This window comes from Burkholderia humptydooensis (assembly GCF_001513745.1).
Taxonomy (GTDB): Bacteria; Pseudomonadota; Gammaproteobacteria; order Burkholderiales; family Burkholderiaceae; genus Burkholderia; species Burkholderia humptydooensis.
This window is the reverse complement of record NZ_CP013380.1, coordinates 429,282-445,469: the sequence shown is the minus strand read 5'-3', so window position 1 is coordinate 445,469 and position 16,188 is coordinate 429,282. Positions and strand designations below refer to the sequence as shown.

Sequence of the window (16,188 nt, the reverse complement as noted above, 5' to 3'; positions counted from 1 at the left end):
GATCGTTGTTATCAATGAATGACGTGCAGCTCGTAGCGCGCGTCGGCGCGATCGCGCTCGGCTTCGCGCGTGCAGAGGAACGCATCCCAGCCGAGCCGCGCGCCCGCGCCGAGGATGCTCGCGCCGACTTCCGTGCGGCGCAGCACGAGCGACACCTCGTATTCGAGCGTCACGCCGGCGAGCAGCGTCAGCATCCGCTCGAGCGCGATCGCGCGCTCCTCGCCGGGCAGGAACGCTTCGTAGTCGCGCTTCGACAGCGGGCCGACGACGAGCCGCGCGCGCATGTCGCGCTGCCACACGCGTTCGCCGACGAGCGCCGTCGCGCCGAGCGTCACGTTCACGTCGCCGAGCACGCTCAGTTGATCGGACGGCACGTCGTACCACTTGCCGACGAACTGCTCGATGCGAATCGGCACGCAGAAATACTCGGACAGCGTGCGCTGCAGATACGCGGCCGATACCGGCCGATGCCGCGCGGCGAGCGCGTAGCCGGCGATCGCTTCGTCGAGCAGCACGCCGCGGCCCTGCTGCACGGTCGAGCGCGCATCGTCGTTCGACACGCCCGCGAGCGCGAGCAAGAGCGGCAGATAGCGCTCGTCGCGGTCGAGCTCGTAATGCAGCGGCAGCCGGTACTTCTTCCACGCCGAGTAGAACAGCGCGGTCGCGCGGTTCGAGAAGACGTCGAAGAACGCGCGCGCGGCGTGATCGCGCTTCAACTGCTCGCGCGCGATGATCTGCTCGGTGTAGTGCAGCGGCAGCGCACCCTGGCCGCCCAGCAGCCCGAAGAACGCCGGCGTGAGCTCCACGCGCGACAGCGCGCCCGCCTCCACCGCCGCGTTGCGCTGCGAATCGTCCTTCAGCGCGTCGCCCGCTTCGTCGTACGACTGCGCGCGCTCGATCTCGCTCGGCGGAAAGCCGAGCGACAGCGTATTGCGAAAGCCGATCCGCCGCGCGACGATCTCGCCCGGCCGTCTCGCCGCATGGCGCTGCGGATGGCGCTTCGCGAACCAGGTCTCGAGCAGCCGCACCGCCTGGAAGAACTCGAAGCGATGCGGCTCGTCGAGCAGCCGCTCGACTACGCCAGGATCGATTCGCCGCTGCGCGGTTTGCATCGCATGATCTCCTCGCCGGTGCGCCTGGACACGACGATCAGTTGAACAAAGCTGTTGAGGTGCACGTACAGCCCGAAGAAGGCGTCGATCATCCGCACGAAGGTCGCGAGGCTCGAGCCGACGAAATGCTCGTCGTCGATCGCGAGCCGGATCTCGACGCCGCGCACGAACGTCGCAAACGGCTTGCCTGGCAGCCACTGCACGGCGCTCCTCTGCTCGATGCCGACGATTCCGTCGATGTGGCGCGTCGACACCGCGGAGCGTCTCAGATCGTACAGCACGAGCACCTCCTTCAGCGCGGCGAGCCCTTCTTCGGCAAGCGACACGTGACTGAGCGCGAGATGCGACACGAGTCGCCAGTGCGCGGCGTGGCCGCGCTCGAAGCGCGCGCTCGGCGTGGGCCGGCGCAGCAGTGCGATCGGGCCGCGCTGAGCATCACCTTCGATGAACAGATCGCCGCCGTCGAGCCCCGTCGCGAGCGCGGCCGGCAAGTCGCGGTTCGTGCAGGTGAGGTCGAGGCTCAGCGTGTCGGTTTGCGGCGCGCCTGGCTCGAAATCGACGTCGACGACCGAAATCTCGGTTTCGTAACCGGGGCTCTTGCGCGCGACGTCGTCGTTGCGGCGCGCGAACCAGTAGTGGCCGGCCTGCCCCGTCTCGCCGTGATGCAACGAATAGAACGGCCGGAATTCCACGACCGTTTCGCGATCCGCGCGCTGCCGCACGAGGTGCACCGAATCGATCGAATACACCTCGTAGGCGAACGCGCGGCGCGCGTCGCCGATCACCGGATACGATACCGCCCGATGGTCGATCCGGATCGGCTCGCCGTGCTGGCGGAACAGGTTGACGACCGGCGTGCAGAAAAGCCGGAAGTGGCTCGCACTCAGCAAGTCGAGCAGCCGCGCGACGTGCGAATCGCTGCGCACGTCGCGCAGCGCGATATGCAGCGTCAGTTGCCGGCAACGCCCGGCGCGCTGCGTGAGCGCGCTCAGGTCGAAGTCGACGAAGTTGAATTTGTCCGGGAATGCGAAGTATTCGGTCAGCAGCCGATAGGCCGGGTGCGAGCGGGCCGGATAGTCGATCAGCGCGTCGGCCTCGTCGAATCCCGCGTGTTCGAACGGCGTCTTGCCGAGCGCGATCCAGCGGCCGCTGCGATCGGGTTCGACATAGCAAGCAAGCGTGTGCGCGAACAGGCAATCGGTCAGCGCGGCGACGAACGACTGCTCGCCGTGCAGATGCGCGCGCAGCTTGCCGAGCTTCAGCGCCGCGAGGTCGAGCTGCGGCGACGTCGATTCGAACGCGATCGAGATCACGCCCGTCGCGTTGCCGGGGAGCATGGCAGCGGCGGGCGCCGCGGCGATCGATCCGTGGCGCGCGTCGGCAAGCCGGATCGGCGCGAGCGTCACGTCGTACGCCGTGCGGAACCGGCACTGCACGCCGCGAATCGCGCGGCTCTTCAACTCGGTGCCGCGCTCGACGACCTGCGGCCCGGTCAGTTCGGCGAACGCATGCGACGCGCCGAACTGCGCGATCGAGCATGAGGGGAACGGCCGCAGATAATGCGGATAGAGGACTTCGACGAGCGCTTCGGTGAATTCGGGATACTCGTCGTCGAGCTTCTTGTTGATCCGCGCGCCGAGCAGCGCGAACGATTCGATCATTCGCTCGACATGCGGATCCTCGCAATGCTCGCCCGCCTGCGACAGACGCGCGGCGATCTTCGGGTATCGGTTTGCGAATTCGGGCGAATAGCGCCGCAGAAACGACAGTTCGCGTTCGTAATACGGCAACAACTCTTCCATCGACGATCCCCGAAACCTTGATGCTCTCGTGCCGGGCTTCTCGTTGCCGCGCGGCGCCCGGCGGCTCACGCGCTACGGCTCACACCTTGGCGGCGCGCGAACGCGTCACCGAATATTGCAACGTCGACGGCTGCAGCATCGCATCGAAGGTCACCGGCTCCTCGGCGGGATGCACGACGAGCAGCGCCTGGATCGCGAAATAGAGCGCGCTCGTCGACTGCTCGTTCAGCTCGAACGTCACCGACACCTGCTGCAGCCTCGGCTCGTGCCGCGCGATCGCCTGCTGAATCGACTTGCAAATGAACGTGCGGTCGTAGTGGCTCGCGAGGCTCAGGCCGGCGAAATCGTTCAGCCCGTAGGTCAGCACCGAGCGCCGGCATTCCGGCAGCGCGGCGAGATCTTCTTCGGTCAGCGCGATGCGCGTGTTGAGGATCGCCTCGACGTCGCGCGCGACCGTGGTCTTCAGCTCTTCCAGCGACAATTGCCGCATCGCGGCTGGCGCCGGCACATGCGGTTCGTCGTCGAACAGCTTGTCGAGGAAGCTCGGTTCGAAGCGTTTCATCGGGCTCCAAGCAAAACGGGGCACGCACCGTGCCCCGTTCCCGCGTCGAACTTAGACCGCGTAGGTCTTGTCGTTCTTCGTGAGGCTCCAGGCGCCCTGCGTGTTGCCGCCCTGGTTGCCGCCGATCTTCTGCTGAGTCTGCTTCCACTGGACCGCCGCGTACTTCAGCGAGAAGGTCTCGATCGGCAGGCCTTCGTTCTGCACGCTCGGCGCGATGCTCGAGATGATCACGTACTTCAGCTTGATCTCGAGATACTTGACGCGCTCGCCTTCGCCGTCGGCGCGCAGGAAATCGATCGTCACCTCGTCGAACGTGGTGCCGCCCGACGCGTGCTGATACAGCAACGGGCTCGACGAATCGATTTCCTTCGTGAACACCATGTCGCCGTGTTCGCAACGCGTTGCCGTATGGCCGCCTGCGGTCGACGCGGTTGCCGAACGCGGCTGAACGATCGAGTGATCCCAGGATTTCAGTTCGATCCAGCCGGCGTGGTCCTTGTCCGCGGACTCGCCTTTGATGGCCGGATTACCGAACTTCAGATGCATGTGTAACATGGTCTTTCGACTCCCCAAAGAGGTGGTTTTAACGTCCTACCCGGGCGGCCCGCCCGGGCGATCTCAGCTCGCTCATGAATTTGCCGGTTTGGGCAGATCAGCGACAAGGCGCAGAGAAATCGACAACTCGTCGAGCTGGAAGTGCGGACGCAAGAACGCGACCGAACGATACGCACCCGGCTTGCCCGGAATCTCTGACACTTGTACGGAGGCCTCGCGCAGCGGGAACTGCGCTTTCTGTTCCTGGGTCGCGTCGTCGTCGAGCAGCACGTACTGCGAGATCCAGCGATTGAGGAACGTTTCGACGTTCTGCGCGGACGCGAAGCTGCCGATCTTGTCGCGCATCATCGCCTTCAGGTAATGCGCGATGCGCGATACCGAGAAGATGTACTGCAGTTGAGCGGACAGGACGGCGTTCGCATTGGCGCTGTCGGTGCTGTATTTCTTGGGTTTCTGCACCGACTGCGCGGCGAAGAACGCGGCGTAATCGGAATTCTTGCAATGCACGAGCGGGATGAAGCCGAGGTCGCTCAGCTCCTTCTCGCGGCGGTCGGTGATCGCGATCTCGGTCGGGCACTTGAGCGCGATTTCGCCGTCATCGGTCTTGAACGTGTGCGTCGGCAGATCCTCGACGAGGCCGCCGCCTTCGACGCCGCGAATCGCCGCGCACCAGCCGAAGTCGTCGAACGCGGCCGTCAGGCGCGCGGCGAACGCCCACGACGCATTGCACCACAGGTACTTGTCGTGATCGGTGCCGTCGACGTCCTCGACGAAGTTGAAGCCCTCCGCGATCGCGCCGTCCTTCGGATTGAACGGCAGGCGGCCGAGGAAGCGCGGCAGCGTGAGGCCGACGTAGCGCGAATCCTCGGAATCGCGGAACGACTTCCATTTCGCGTATTCGACGGTGTCGAACACCTTGCCGAGATCGCGCGGCTTGCCCAGATCGGCGAACGATTCGAGGCCGAGCAGCTCGGGCGCCGCCGACGCGACGAACGGCGCGTGCGCGGCCGCCGCGACATGCGACATCTGCTCGACGAAGTACAGGTCTTCCGGCTGGCGCGAGATCTCGTAATCGCCCACCAGCACGCCGAACGGCGAGCCGCCGAACGTGCCGAATTCTTCTTCGTAGACCTTCTTGAAGAGCGCGCTCTGGTCGAACTCGGTCGCGTTCTTGAAGTCGCGCACGAGATCGCGCTTCGGCGCGTGCAGCGCCTTGATCTTGATCGTCGAACCGGTGTTGCTTTCCTTCACCAGATAGTCGAGCCCGCGCCACGTGCTTTCGAGACGCTGGAACTCCGCCGCGTGCATCACGGCCGAGAGCTGCGACGAAATCAGGCGGTCGAGCTCCGCGACGCGCGCGTCGATCGTCGCCGACAGGTTGTCCGACACGACCACCGTGCCGTCGAGCACCTGATGGACGAGTTCGCCGATCAGGTCCTTCGCGCGCGCATGCTCGGATTCGGATTTAGCGACCTTGCTCTTCTCGACGATCTCGTCGAGCAGCGAGGATTGCGCGCCGACTTGAGCGCCGGTCGATTGGGCCGCAGCCGTTTGCTGGTTCATTTCACCACCCCGTTACTCATTCACCCTGCTTGTCGCCGCCGTCCGCGCTCTTCTTCAGCGCTTCGAGCTGCTGCGTGTTCGACAGCACTTCGCTCAGCAGGTCTTCGAGCTTGTCGTTGCCGGCCAGCTTGTTGCGCAGGTCGGCGAGCTTCGAGCGCGCCTCGAGCAGGCGCCGCAACGGCTCGACCTGCCCGACGACCTCGTCCGGATTGAAATCGTTGATCGAGCGGAACTTCAGATCGACCGCGAACTTGCCGCCCGCCTCGCTCAGGCGGTTCTCCACCTGGAACGTGGCGCGCGGCTCGATCGCCTTCATCACGTCGTCGAAGTTGTCGCGGTCGATGTTGACGAACTTGCGATCGCGCAGCTTCGGCTGCTCGACTTCCGATTGCCCCGCCAGATCGCCGACGACTCCGACGACGAACGGCAGTTCCTTGATCTCGATCGCATCGCCCCGTTCGACCTCGTACGTCAGTTGGACGCGGGGCGGCCGCACTTTCTGCAAGCGCTTTTGAATGCTTTCTTTCTTCGCCATCGACGGCTCCCGGTTAGTGTGTGGATCGAGCGCGGCTCAACGCAGTGCGCTGAACGGATCGCCGCCTGCCGCCTTCGCGGGCGCCGACGTGGTGGCGGGCGTCGCGGGGGTGGCGGGCGGCGTGGCAGGCGTAGCCGCCGCCGTCGCGTTCTCGGCGGGCGCGGCCTCGTGCACCGGCTTCGCGCGGCGGACGATGCGGCGCTTCTTCACGACGGGCTTCGTCGCCTGCTGCTCCGGCGGGAACAGCGCGGCCTCGCCGAGCGTGTCGCGCAGTTGCTTCGCGAGCGCTTGCGCGTCGGACTTCGCGTCGCCGGCGAGCGACGCATCCTGGCGCAGCTCGCCGAGCGATTCGGTCGCGATGCGCAGGCCCGCGACGGCGAGCACGCTCTTCGCCTGACGGTCAGTCTTGTCGCGCTGCAACGCTTCCTGCGCGGCGACGATTGCCTGGCCGTAGTGACCTTGCTGGAACTGGATCTGCGCGATCCGGGCCCAGGGCTCCTCACGCGTCGGATCGGACTTCGCGAGTTGCTGGTAAAGGCCGATTGCGCGCTCCTGATCGCCCGCCTTCGCCACCGCGTCGGCGTCGGCCAACGACTTGTTGAACGCTTCGGCCGTCGGCGGCGTCGGCTGCGATGCGCAACCGGCGATGATGCCGCAGGCCAGCACTACCCCAGAAAGTTTTGCGAAGAGACGGTCTTTCATCATTTATATCCCCGGCGCGGGAGTTTTAAATCGTTGAGAATTCGTGATTTTGCTTTGCCACAAGCGCGCGGGTATAGTACCGATCAATTTTTCATAATTCAATCTTCGCGTGAAGAGCGGCCGTTTTAAAAGCAGTGCGGCGCGCCGCCTGACGCGTCGCGCAAACTTCGGGAATCACACGTGTACCGCTTCCATTGCAATTATTGCCGCAAAAGAATTCGATTTCGCCCAATCGGCGGAAAATTTTTCCGAATAAGACAGCATTGACGGCAGCCATCCGGCATTTGAAGCCGCAGACATTTTTGCGCTGCCAAATCGGCAAAGTAACTGATAGTTTTGACAGGGAGCAATGGGCGCCACGCCCGGAAAAATCGATGAATCCGCATGTGACTCGTTACGCGCTGCCGCTCGCCGCCTGCATCCTGCTCGGCGGCTGCGCCGCCGCCGTGCCGCTCCTCGGTTCGGCGGGCAGCGCCGCGCTGCAGATGGTGGGCGTCGGCAAGCCCGACGTGCCCGATTCGCAGAAGCCGCCGCGCAATCTCGGCCTCACGCTCTATGCGGCGCAGAACCTCAACGCCGCGAACGACAACCGTCCGCTCGCGCTCGTCGTGCGCCTCTACGCACTGAAAGACCCGACGTCGTTCCAGCAGGCGTCGTTCGACAGCTTCACCGATCCGGCGAAAGAGAAGACCGCGCTCGGCGCCGATCTGCTGAGCGTGCGCGAAATCACGCTGATTCCGGGACAGCGCTACAACGCAACCGAAAAGGTGTCGCGCGAAGCGCAGGCATTCGGCATCGTCGCGCTTTTTCGCGACCCGGCGCTACAGCGCTGGAAGCTGACTTTCGATCCTGCGAAGTCCGAGAAATCCGGCATAATTATCGGCCTGCACAACTGCGCGATGACCGTGACGGGCGGCACCGTCCTGCCTTCGCAGCAAGGCATGCCGGCGCAGCGGCTCGATTTGCTGTCATCGGTGAATTGCGGGTGAAATTCGAGATGACGCTAAAAAGTCATTTAACAAGGATTAACGATTCGCTTGCAGATCACGACGCGAATTGACCGACCAACGGCCCAATCACATTTAAGCGGATTTGACATGAGTTATTCGGCCAAGGTGCTCTGGGGGGAAGGCCTCTTTCTGAGGCCGCAGCACTTTCAGCGGCAGGACGCGTACCATGAAGCGCGCCTCTTCGAATCGATTCAGGCGATCCAGCCGTACAACTGGGGCGTGCGCTCGGTGCGGTTCGACCGCGACGCGCTCGGCAGCAACGTGCTGCGCGCGAGCGAACTGTCGCTCGTGTTCCCGGACGGCGCGCTCTACTCCGCGCCGCAGGCCGACGAATTGCCGCCGCCCATCGCGCTCGACACGCTGCCCGAAGGCAGCAACGAATTCACGTTCTACCTCGCATTGCACCCGCTGCGCGAGGCCGGCTCGAACTACGCGGATAACCGCGACGCCGGCTTCGTGTCGCGCTTCGTCAGCGAGCAGGCGCGCGTCGCCGATCACTTCACCGACGCCGCCGAAGCCGACATCACGTTCCTGAAGACGAACGTGAAGCTGATTGCGCACGGCGAGCCGCGCGACCAACTGCTGTCGATCCCGCTCGTGCGCGTGCGCCGCACCGCGACGTCCGGCTTCGAGATCGACGACAACTTCGTGCCGCCGTGCCTCGCGATCGAGGCGTCGCCGATCCTGCATCAGCGCCTGCGGCAACTGATCGACGCGCTGCAGGCGAAGGTGAACGCGCTATACGGCTTCCATCGCGAGCCGACGAAGAACATCATCGAATTCCGCTCGGGCGACATCGCATCGTTCTGGCTGCTGCACACGGCGAGCGCCGCGTTCGCCGCGCTCGCGCACCTGCACCAGCATTCGGCGCTGCATCCGGAGCGGCTGTTCCAGGAACTGCTGCGCCTCGCCGGCCAACTGATGACGTTCTCGAAGGGCTATGTGCTCGCCGATCTGCCCGCGTATCGGCACGACGATCCGGGCCCCGGCTTCGCGCGTCTCGACTCGATCCTGCGCGATCTGCTCGAAACCGTGATCTCGACGCGCTACTTCGCGATCACGCTCGAGGAAGTGCGGCCGTCGTTCCATGTCGGGCGGCTCGATTCCGGCAAGATCGACGACAAGACCGCGTTCTATCTCGCGGTATCGGCCGACATGCCGTCGGTCGAGCTCGTCGATGCCGTGCCCGCGCGCTTCAAGGTGGGCGCGCCGGACGACGTCGACAAGCTCGTGCTGTCCGCGATGCCGGGCGTGCGCCTTGCGTATACGCCGCAGGTACCGCCCGCGATTCCCGTGCGCCCCGGCGCATGCTATTTCGCACTCGATGCGCGCAGCCCGCTCTATGAGCGGATGCTGCAGGCCCAGTCGGCGATGATCTATGCGCCGTCCGGAATCAATGATCTGAAATTCGAACTGATCGCCGTCACGTCATGAGTTACGCGCCCTCCCTCTTCGGCGGCAACACGCCGCCTCCCGCGCCGCAAACGGTGTCGTCGACCGACGCCGGCTTCCAGGCGCGCTCGCTCGTCGATCTGCTGTACGACGGCTTCTTCATGCTGTTCCTGCTGAAGAACGGCCGCGAGCCGAACGACGCGTCGGAATTCGGCACGCGCATTCAGGAATTCCTGAGCGAATTCGAGCGCGGCGCGAAGAAGCTCAACATCGCCGCCGAGGATGTCTATGCGGCGAAGTTCGCGTTTTGCGCGGCGATCGACGAATCGGTGCTGTCGTCGCAATTCAAGATTCGCGCGGACTGGGAACGCCGGCCGCTGCAGCTCGTGCTGTTCGGCGAACAGCTCGCGGGCGAGAAGTTCTATCAGTACCTCGAAGAATGCCGTGCGCAGGGCGCGGCGCGACTGCAGTCGCTCGAGGTGTTCCACATGTGCCTGCTGCTCGGCTTCCAGGGCAAGTATCTGCTCGAAGGGCCGGAGAAGCTTGCGTATCTGACCGCTCGGCTCGGCGACGAGATCGCGAACATGAAAGGCAAGCGCGCGCCATTCGCACCGCATTGGCCGCTGCCGGATCAGATCGCGCACCGGCTCAAGCGCGAAGTGCCGCTGTGGGCGATCGGGGCGGTGTTCGCGCTCGTAGGATTGCTTGCGTTCGTCGGGCTCAATACGTATCTGAAAAACAGTACCGTGCGGGCGCTTGCGCCTTATTCGCAAGTCATCAAGGTTGGGCCGGAGTCGGCCAATTTGACGATTTCGTTGCCTTGAGTGTGCGAAGCCCGGTGGATGCCGGGTTTTTGTGGTTCATCGAGAATCACCGGCGAACGATGGAATCGGCGATCGACGTACGCGTTTCGTCGCGCCGTTGTGCCGTTGTGCCGTTGTGCCGTCGACATGACATCGCGAACGGCGCATGCCACTCAGGTCGGATGTTCGATTCAATGCGAAAAAGCCTGTCCTGATTTTTCAATCCTTGAATTCCACCGACCGCTTCGCCCGCTCGTCGACCGATAGCGAAAATACGTCCGGCCGAGCGTAATGCCCAACGACGTCGAAGTCATATCGGGCGCGAACCAGGTCGTCCGTATCGATTTCGGCGACGACGAGCCCCGCTTGCCCTCTTAGCGGCCCGGCCAGCACGTCGCCGAGTGGACCGACGATGACGCTGCCGCCGTTGATGAGCGGCCGATCTCCGTCCCAGCCGGGTACGTCGATGCCAAGCTCGGCAGGCGACGGCTGAATCTGGCAAGCGCTCACGACGAAGCAGCGCCCCTCGTGCGCAATGTGCCGCATCGAGCACTGCCAGATGTCGCGCTCGTCGACCGTCGGCGCGCACCATAACAGCCGCTTCGCTTCGTCACGTCTCGACCGAGCATCAGCGAGCGACGTCGCTGGGTAGCCGAATTTGATATGATCTTTCTGCATCGGGACGGGATTCTCCACCGCATCCTCTCTCCTCACCGTCCCGATACGCGAAGACCGGCTTTCGGTCTTGATCCTCATCGTCTTTTCTGAAATGACATACGCAGTCTCGGCCACGGCATATCGATAACGGTCGGACTCGCTCTCCACGAACGGGGGGACCGCATGGCCGGGGAAGTCTTGCTGAAGGTGCTGCGCGGCGGCTACGCGCAGTTCAATCGCATCGTCAAACTCGACACGCCGCTTGGCGACGACTGGCTCGTGCCGCTGTACGTCAAGATCAATGCTCAGCTTGGGCGCAATTTCGAGGTGACCGTCGACGTGTCATCGGTCGTCGGCAACAAGATCAAGCTTAGCGCCCTCATGCTGCAACCCGTCACGCTCTGGATTCACCAGACGGACGGCGGCTACCTGCCGATCCACGGCTATGTGCAGCAGGTTCGCCGCCTTGGAAACGACGGGGCGTTGTCCTATTTCCAGCTCCGGTTCACTTCCTGGTTAAGCTTCCTCAAGCTCAGCAGCGACCGGCGCGACTGGCAGGAAACCCCCGGCTGGGAGATTCTGACCGACGTGTTCGACAAGCATCCGCAGGCGAACGGCAACTACGGGCTCGAGCTGCGCACGGCTATGCGTTCGTATTCGCACCGCGTGCAGTGGGAAACCGACTGGCATTTCGTGCACCGCAGTCTCGAGGAAGTGGGCGTGTTTCCGCGCTTCGATTTCGCGACGGACGGCAAGTCGCACAAGGTTGTCTTCATGGACGATCTGTATTTCGGACCGTCGCTGCCGAAATCGGAGATGCAATTCAGCCACGCGGGGACCGACGAGGATTTCGACGGGTTGACGCAATTGAGCGAGCAGCAGGAGGCGCAAAGCGCAACGCTCACGCTCGGCACGGCCGACTACAAGCGCCCGGATCTCGACAAGCAGGTCAGTACACCCGCGGCAAATCTGGACGAGCTACCCGGACAGGGCGAGGATTACCTCTACACTGGCTCGCAGACGTGGGCGGTATCGGACATCGGACAGCAACAGGCCAACATTCGCACCGAGGAATGGGCCTCGCGGGCGAAGCGCTATTTCGCGGTCGGCAGTCCGCGCTATGCCCTGCCCGGCTACTGGTTCAAGGTGACGGGGCACCCGGTCCTCGATACGCTACCGGCCGAGGACCGCGAGCTATCGATCATCGCGAGCGACTGGCTGATCCAGAACAACCTGCCCGGCCTCGACACACTCGCGCGGTTTCCGCGCAGCTTACGTGCCGAAATTGAGCAGGCGCAGGCGGCCGGCGCTGGCTCGGCGATTCCGCACCGCGATGGCGGCGTCGGCTTCCTCCTGGTCGAGATCGAGGCGCAGCACCGGCGCACGCCGTTCCGCAGCCCGTTCGAGCACGAGAAGCCCGAGATGCACCTGCAGACGGCGATCGTCGCGACGAACAGTGACGAGGAAATCCACACGGACGACGGCAACCGCGTGATGGTCTGGACAACCAACAGCCGGAAGGACCGGAATACGAAATCGACGGCGTGGATCCGCGCAGCGATGCCGGACGCGGGCGCGAAACGGGGCGGCTACTTCCCGCTGCGCAAGGGAGATCAAGTGCTCCTCGGTTTCGTCAATGGGGACTGTGACCGTCCCGTCATCATCTCGAGGCTGCACGGGGGCGCGACGATGCCCGAATGGCACACGCACGGCCTGCTGTCCGGCTTCCTGTCCCGCGAGTACGGCGGGAACGGGTTCAACCAGCTCGTTCTCGACGACGCCAGCGGCCAGAATCGCATCCACCTTTACTCGTCCAGTTATAGTTCTCACCTCCATTTGGGTTACCTGATCGAGCAGTCCGGCAACACGCGCGGCGCGTTCCTCGGCAATGGTTTCGACCTGAAGTCCGGCGCTTACGGCGCCGTGCGCGCCGAACAGGGGCTGTATGTGTCGACGCAGCCGGCCACCGCGCAGCCGCTGAACGTGACGGCCGCGACCGAGCCGCTCGCGGGCGCGGAAGCCGTATTCGAAACCGTGTCGAAGGCCAGCGAAACGAATCGCGCCGAAAGCCTGCAAGACGGCCAGGCCGCGCTGAAGTCGTTCACCGACGCGACGCAGCGCACGGTCGCAGGCGCCACCAGTGGCGGCCGCACGGCTGGCGGCGGCACCGGCAACGCGAACGGCTTTTCGAAACCGGTGATGCTGCTGTCGAGCCCCGAGGGCATCGCCGCATCGACGCAGCAATCGGTGCACGTCACGGCGAACCAGCACGCGAACATGGTGGCCGGCCAGAATGTCAACCTGGCGGCCGGCAAGTCGTTGTTGGTCAGTGTGCTCGACAAGATCAGCCTGTTCGCGCAGAACATCGGCATCAAGATTTTCGCGGCGAAGGGGTCGGTGGACATTCAGGCGCAAAGCGGCCCGGCATCCCTGGTCGGTCTTCAGGACGTGAAGATCGAGAGCGCGGACGGGCGTCTGATTCTGACGGCCGCGAAGGAAGTGTGGATCGGCGCAGGCGGCTCGTATATCAGCATCAAGAGTGGGCTGATCGAGAACGTGACGACCGGGCAGATTCTGGAAAAATGCGGGAATTGGGACAAGCCCAGCGGCGCGAGCGGGACGATTCGCGACCCGTTGCAGGCGACGCCGGTGTCGACCGATGGCGGGCGCGGTTCGCTGTTCTCGGGCTGACCCTGAGCCGGCCATCGTCCTGCCGCAAGAAAAAACGAGAAGCGAGAGATTCCGAGAAACGTGAGCAAGAACCCACCTTCCACGAAACCGGCGGCCGCGCCGAGCGCCCCCGCGACGCCGCCCTACACCCCGCTGAACTGGGCCTTTCCGTTCAGCCCCGCCGACCAGGCGGACGCGGCCGACCCGATGACCTACATGAAGGCGCTGGCCACGGCTGAAGACGGGTTCTATCCGTTGGGCGCAAACGGCATGTGGCACGGCGGCATCCACTTCGACCGGAACACCGGTGCCAAGCTGAAGCAAGGCGACGGCATCCGCGCGATCGCCGATGGCGAAGTCGTCGCGTATCGGCTCGACAGCAAGTATCCGGAACAGGACTATCAGGACGGCCGGCACGCGCTGTACTCGACCGGCTTCGTGCTGATCCGCCATCGGCTGCAACTGCCGCCGGCACCGCCGCCGAAATCCGACCCGGCGAAGGGTTCGTCCGCCCAGCCTGCGACCTCGTCGACGACGGCGAGCAAGCCCGCACCCGACGAGACGCTGACGTTCTTCAGCCTGTACATGCACACGATGGACTGGAACAGTTACCAGTCGGCTGCAGAACAGGCGAAAGTCGCTCAGGTCGACCACGCCAAACTGAACATGGGGCCCATGCCGTATTGGGAAGGCGAGCGTTACTATCGGGTCGGCGACAAGTCCAAGGACAAGCAGGAGATTCCCCGGCCGAAAGCGCCCGCGTCCAGTCATCGCGATGTGCTCGGGGAGTTCATCCAGAGTGATTTCAAGAAGGTGCCCGAGCCGAAAGAAGACACGGCGCCGCTCCCGCCCCCGGTCACGGGCCTGCGCATCCGTGATCTGCCGAACGGCAGGATCATCGGCATCTTGCCGCAAGGGGCGGAATTGACCGTCTCGGATACGGACGAACTGGCAAAAGCGAACCCGGGCTGGGCGAAGATCAAGACGATCAAGTCCGGCACGCCGGCCGCCGCGGTCGTCGGCAAGCCGGTGTCGCCGCACGCGCCGTACGGGTACGTGTTCGAGAAAGAACTCGACCCGATCGTCGACCCGAAGCCGCTGGATACGGTCGTGGTGCTGAAACAGCCGTACCGGGTCAAGGCCGGCGACGTGATCGGCCAGCTCGGCCACTATCTGCGCTACCCGGACGCGAAGCTGTTGCCGCCGAAGCCGACCCGCCCGTTGCTGCATCTCGAAGTGTTCGCCGGTCCCGAGCTCGAAGCATTCATCCAGAAGAGCCGCGAGCGGGCGAAGCAGTTGCCGGCGTCCAGGGCGTTTCTGGAAATCTCGCCGGGCGCGCGGCTCGTCACCCCACCGGAACCGGATCAGAAACTGCAACCCGGCACCAAGCTTGTCCCGCTCGCCGCCGACGCAAAGGGCAAGTGGGTCAAGGTGCAGCCGAAAATAGCCGCGCCCGTGCATGGCGGCCGGCACGCGACGCCGGTTTTCAACGACGCCGGCGCGCCCGTTTGGGTCGATAGCAGCCGCGCCAATACGACGACGAGCGCGATCGCGTCAGGCTGGAAGGATTTCCCGTTGCGCTTCTCGGACGCCACGGGGCCGGGCGCGGATTTCCGCTACGTGATCCGCAGCGTCGATCTGGAGAAGAACGGTGCGGAGAACATCGCGAAAGACGACAAGGGGCGCCGCTGGTATGACGTGACGATCGGCGCCAAGGACGGCAGTACCCGCACCGGGTGGGTGTGCAAGCAGGATCACCCGCTGGTGCGCATGTGCGGTCCGTGGGACTGGCCGGGCTTCGAACTGGCCGACAACAGCAGCATCATGCCGATCGACATGCTCAAACGCTACATCCATGTCGCTGAACAGTTTCTGGCCGACGAAGACAAGACCGAATTCGAGACGAGCGCGGCCACGGTCAACGCGAGCCCGCTCCTCTCGCAGCTCGAGAAGGCGATCGACGCGAACCACGACGGGAAGGTGACGGCGCAGGAGTTGAAGCACGCGCAGGAAACGCCGTGGATGGCTGAGGCCCTTTCCCATCTCGTCGTACGCTGCGAAAGCGAATGGGGCGGTGGCCCCGGGAAATGGGAAGCGCTGTCGCCGTTGATGAAGAAGCTGCTGTGGCTGTGGAAGACCGAGATCGAGCGGATAGGCAAGCTGCAATGGTGGGAACAGGTCACCAGTGTGGAAGGGTTCCCGAAGGAACCGAATCCGTGGCATTTCCATCCGATCGGAATCGTCGGGAATTTCATCAACTCCGAAATTAGCGGCAAAATACTTCAACTGTCCGATCAGGATGTAGTCGATTTAATTAAGGTTACAGCAACTGAGGTTGCCTTAAGCTTAGATGATGAAAATTTAGGAAAGCAAGCCGGCGCAGTTGTCGACACCATCCTAAACCGCCGGATGTCGGGCCTAAAAAAATGGAATACAATTAGAGGCGTAATTAATGAGAGATGGCAATTCTCAGATATTAACGCACCAAGACCAAGCGCTTATGGAAGCGTGCAAAACGTGCCTGATAGCCGAGTTTCCCCGAGAGTAAGATCTCTTGTTATCGCTCATTTACAAGACCGTGCCAACGGAGGAGCATCCCTAGTTGGGGATAACCTAAGTTATGCAAATCCATATGCGTTGGACGAGGCTTCAGACGCAACAAAAGCATGGGTTGAAGATGTCATCCGCCAAGCAAACGTTACTGGGTATAGATATGGGAAGGGGCGTGCGGTTCATGTGCACGGAACAACGCAAGGATTGATGTCTTCTAGACCAGCCCCTTATACAGTCGAGCTTCCCGAAGCATACAATCGCTAATTTTTTTG

General features: G+C 63.7%; 13 protein-coding genes and 1 pseudogene. 5 read left to right on the top strand and 9 right to left on the bottom strand.

Features of this window, described 5'->3' with window-relative positions:
* Positions 1-11 precede the first annotated feature (11 nt).
* The 8 genes from tssG to AQ610_RS35720 all read right to left on the bottom strand — a co-directional run bounded on the left by tssG (position 12) and on the right by AQ610_RS35720 (position 7,108).
* Entirely contained in the window at positions 12-1,112 is a 1,101-nt protein-coding gene (gene tssG / locus AQ610_RS02125) for a type VI secretion system baseplate subunit TssG (protein ID WP_006029390.1), read from the bottom strand.
* On the bottom strand, positions 1,076-2,914 hold the full coding sequence (gene tssF / locus AQ610_RS02120; protein WP_006029389.1) for a type VI secretion system baseplate subunit TssF: 1,839 nt from the start codon (positions 2,912-2,914) through the stop codon (positions 1,076-1,078). The genes tssG and tssF overlap by 37 nt, the downstream gene beginning before the upstream one ends.
* Before the next feature lie 79 nt (positions 2,915-2,993).
* Positions 2,994-3,476 (bottom strand): type VI secretion system baseplate subunit TssE, encoded by a 483-nt coding sequence (tssE, locus tag AQ610_RS02115; RefSeq protein ID WP_006029388.1) that lies wholly within the window; start codon positions 3,474-3,476, stop codon positions 2,994-2,996.
* Between the two features lie 51 nt (positions 3,477-3,527).
* A complete protein-coding gene (locus AQ610_RS02110; protein WP_006029387.1) occupies positions 3,528-4,031 on the bottom strand; it encodes an Hcp family type VI secretion system effector in 504 nt (167 codons plus the stop codon).
* A gap of 72 nt (positions 4,032-4,103) precedes the next feature.
* Positions 4,104-5,594, bottom strand: a complete 1,491-nt coding sequence (gene tssC, locus AQ610_RS02105) for a type VI secretion system contractile sheath large subunit (RefSeq protein WP_006029386.1) — start codon at positions 5,592-5,594, stop codon at positions 4,104-4,106.
* A 16-nt stretch (positions 5,595-5,610) separates the two neighbouring features.
* Positions 5,611-6,129, bottom strand: coding sequence for a type VI secretion system contractile sheath small subunit (gene tssB, locus AQ610_RS02100; RefSeq protein WP_006029385.1), 519 nt, complete (start codon positions 6,127-6,129; stop codon positions 5,611-5,613).
* Between the two features lie 36 nt (positions 6,130-6,165).
* Positions 6,166-6,831: a tetratricopeptide repeat protein gene (locus AQ610_RS02095; protein WP_015601514.1), complete on the bottom strand. Its 666-nt coding sequence runs from the start codon at positions 6,829-6,831 to the stop codon at positions 6,166-6,168.
* A 91-nt stretch (positions 6,832-6,922) separates the two neighbouring features.
* The gene (locus AQ610_RS35720) at positions 6,923-7,108 is read right to left on the bottom strand and encodes a hypothetical protein (protein WP_006029383.1); all 186 of its coding nucleotides are present in this window, start codon (positions 7,106-7,108) and stop codon (positions 6,923-6,925) included.
* Between the two features lie 97 nt (positions 7,109-7,205).
* Here AQ610_RS35720 and tssJ point away from each other — a divergent pair, with 97 nt between their 5' ends.
* From tssJ to icmH, 3 genes are all read left to right on the top strand, one after another.
* Entirely contained in the window at positions 7,206-7,820 is a 615-nt protein-coding gene (tssJ, locus tag AQ610_RS02090) for a type VI secretion system lipoprotein TssJ (RefSeq protein ID WP_006029382.1), read from the top strand.
* A 108-nt stretch (positions 7,821-7,928) separates the two neighbouring features.
* Complete coding sequence (gene tssK / locus AQ610_RS02085) at positions 7,929-9,275, top strand: type VI secretion system baseplate subunit TssK (protein ID WP_006029381.1); 1,347 nt, start codon at positions 7,929-7,931, stop codon at positions 9,273-9,275.
* Positions 9,272-10,057, top strand: a complete 786-nt coding sequence (gene icmH, locus AQ610_RS02080) for a type IVB secretion system protein IcmH/DotU (RefSeq protein ID WP_006029380.1) — start codon at positions 9,272-9,274, stop codon at positions 10,055-10,057. Before tssK ends, icmH begins: the two co-directional genes overlap by 4 nt.
* 198 nt (positions 10,058-10,255) lie before the next feature.
* On the opposite strand, the pseudogene AQ610_RS02075 reads toward icmH, so the two are convergent.
* A pseudogene (locus AQ610_RS02075) lies at positions 10,256-10,630 on the bottom strand (nitrilase-related carbon-nitrogen hydrolase); the annotation flags it as partial.
* A gap of 246 nt (positions 10,631-10,876) precedes the next feature.
* Here AQ610_RS02075 and AQ610_RS02070 point away from each other — a divergent pair.
* Both AQ610_RS02070 and AQ610_RS02065 read left to right on the top strand, forming a co-directional pair.
* Positions 10,877-13,384, top strand: a complete 2,508-nt coding sequence (locus tag AQ610_RS02070; protein WP_009913753.1) for a type VI secretion system Vgr family protein — start codon at positions 10,877-10,879, stop codon at positions 13,382-13,384.
* A 186-nt stretch (positions 13,385-13,570) separates the two neighbouring features.
* On the top strand, positions 13,571-16,180 hold the full coding sequence (locus tag AQ610_RS02065; protein WP_006029377.1) for a hypothetical protein: 2,610 nt from the start codon (positions 13,571-13,573) through the stop codon (positions 16,178-16,180).
* Positions 16,181-16,188: the final 8 nt, after the last annotated feature.

What these genes read in the sequence shown, in the direction of transcription:
- tssG (WP_006029390.1), bottom strand. Translation starts at nt 1,112, where the DNA reads ATGCAAACCGCGCAGCGGCGAATCGATCCTGGCGTAGTCGAGCGGCTG.
- tssF (WP_006029389.1), bottom strand. Translation starts at nt 2,914, where the DNA reads ATGGAAGAGTTGTTGCCGTATTACGAACGCGAACTGTCGTTTCTGCGG.
- tssE (WP_006029388.1), bottom strand. Translation starts at nt 3,476, where the DNA reads ATGAAACGCTTCGAACCGAGCTTCCTCGACAAGCTGTTCGACGACGAA.
- AQ610_RS02110 (WP_006029387.1), bottom strand. Translation starts at nt 4,031, where the DNA reads ATGTTACACATGCATCTGAAGTTCGGTAATCCGGCCATCAAAGGCGAG.
- tssC (WP_006029386.1), bottom strand. Translation starts at nt 5,594, where the DNA reads ATGAACCAGCAAACGGCTGCGGCCCAATCGACCGGCGCTCAAGTCGGC.
- tssB (WP_006029385.1), bottom strand. Translation starts at nt 6,129, where the DNA reads ATGGCGAAGAAAGAAAGCATTCAAAAGCGCTTGCAGAAAGTGCGGCCG.
- AQ610_RS02095 (WP_015601514.1), bottom strand. Translation starts at nt 6,831, where the DNA reads ATGAAAGACCGTCTCTTCGCAAAACTTTCTGGGGTAGTGCTGGCCTGC.
- AQ610_RS35720 (WP_006029383.1), bottom strand. Translation starts at nt 7,108, where the DNA reads ATGGCTGCCGTCAATGCTGTCTTATTCGGAAAAATTTTCCGCCGATTG.
- tssJ (WP_006029382.1), top strand. Translation starts at nt 7,206, where the DNA reads ATGAATCCGCATGTGACTCGTTACGCGCTGCCGCTCGCCGCCTGCATC.
- tssK (WP_006029381.1), top strand. Translation starts at nt 7,929, where the DNA reads ATGAGTTATTCGGCCAAGGTGCTCTGGGGGGAAGGCCTCTTTCTGAGG.
- icmH (WP_006029380.1), top strand. Translation starts at nt 9,272, where the DNA reads ATGAGTTACGCGCCCTCCCTCTTCGGCGGCAACACGCCGCCTCCCGCG.
- AQ610_RS02070 (WP_009913753.1), top strand. Translation starts at nt 10,877, where the DNA reads ATGGCCGGGGAAGTCTTGCTGAAGGTGCTGCGCGGCGGCTACGCGCAG.
- AQ610_RS02065 (WP_006029377.1), top strand. Translation starts at nt 13,571, where the DNA reads ATGACCTACATGAAGGCGCTGGCCACGGCTGAAGACGGGTTCTATCCG.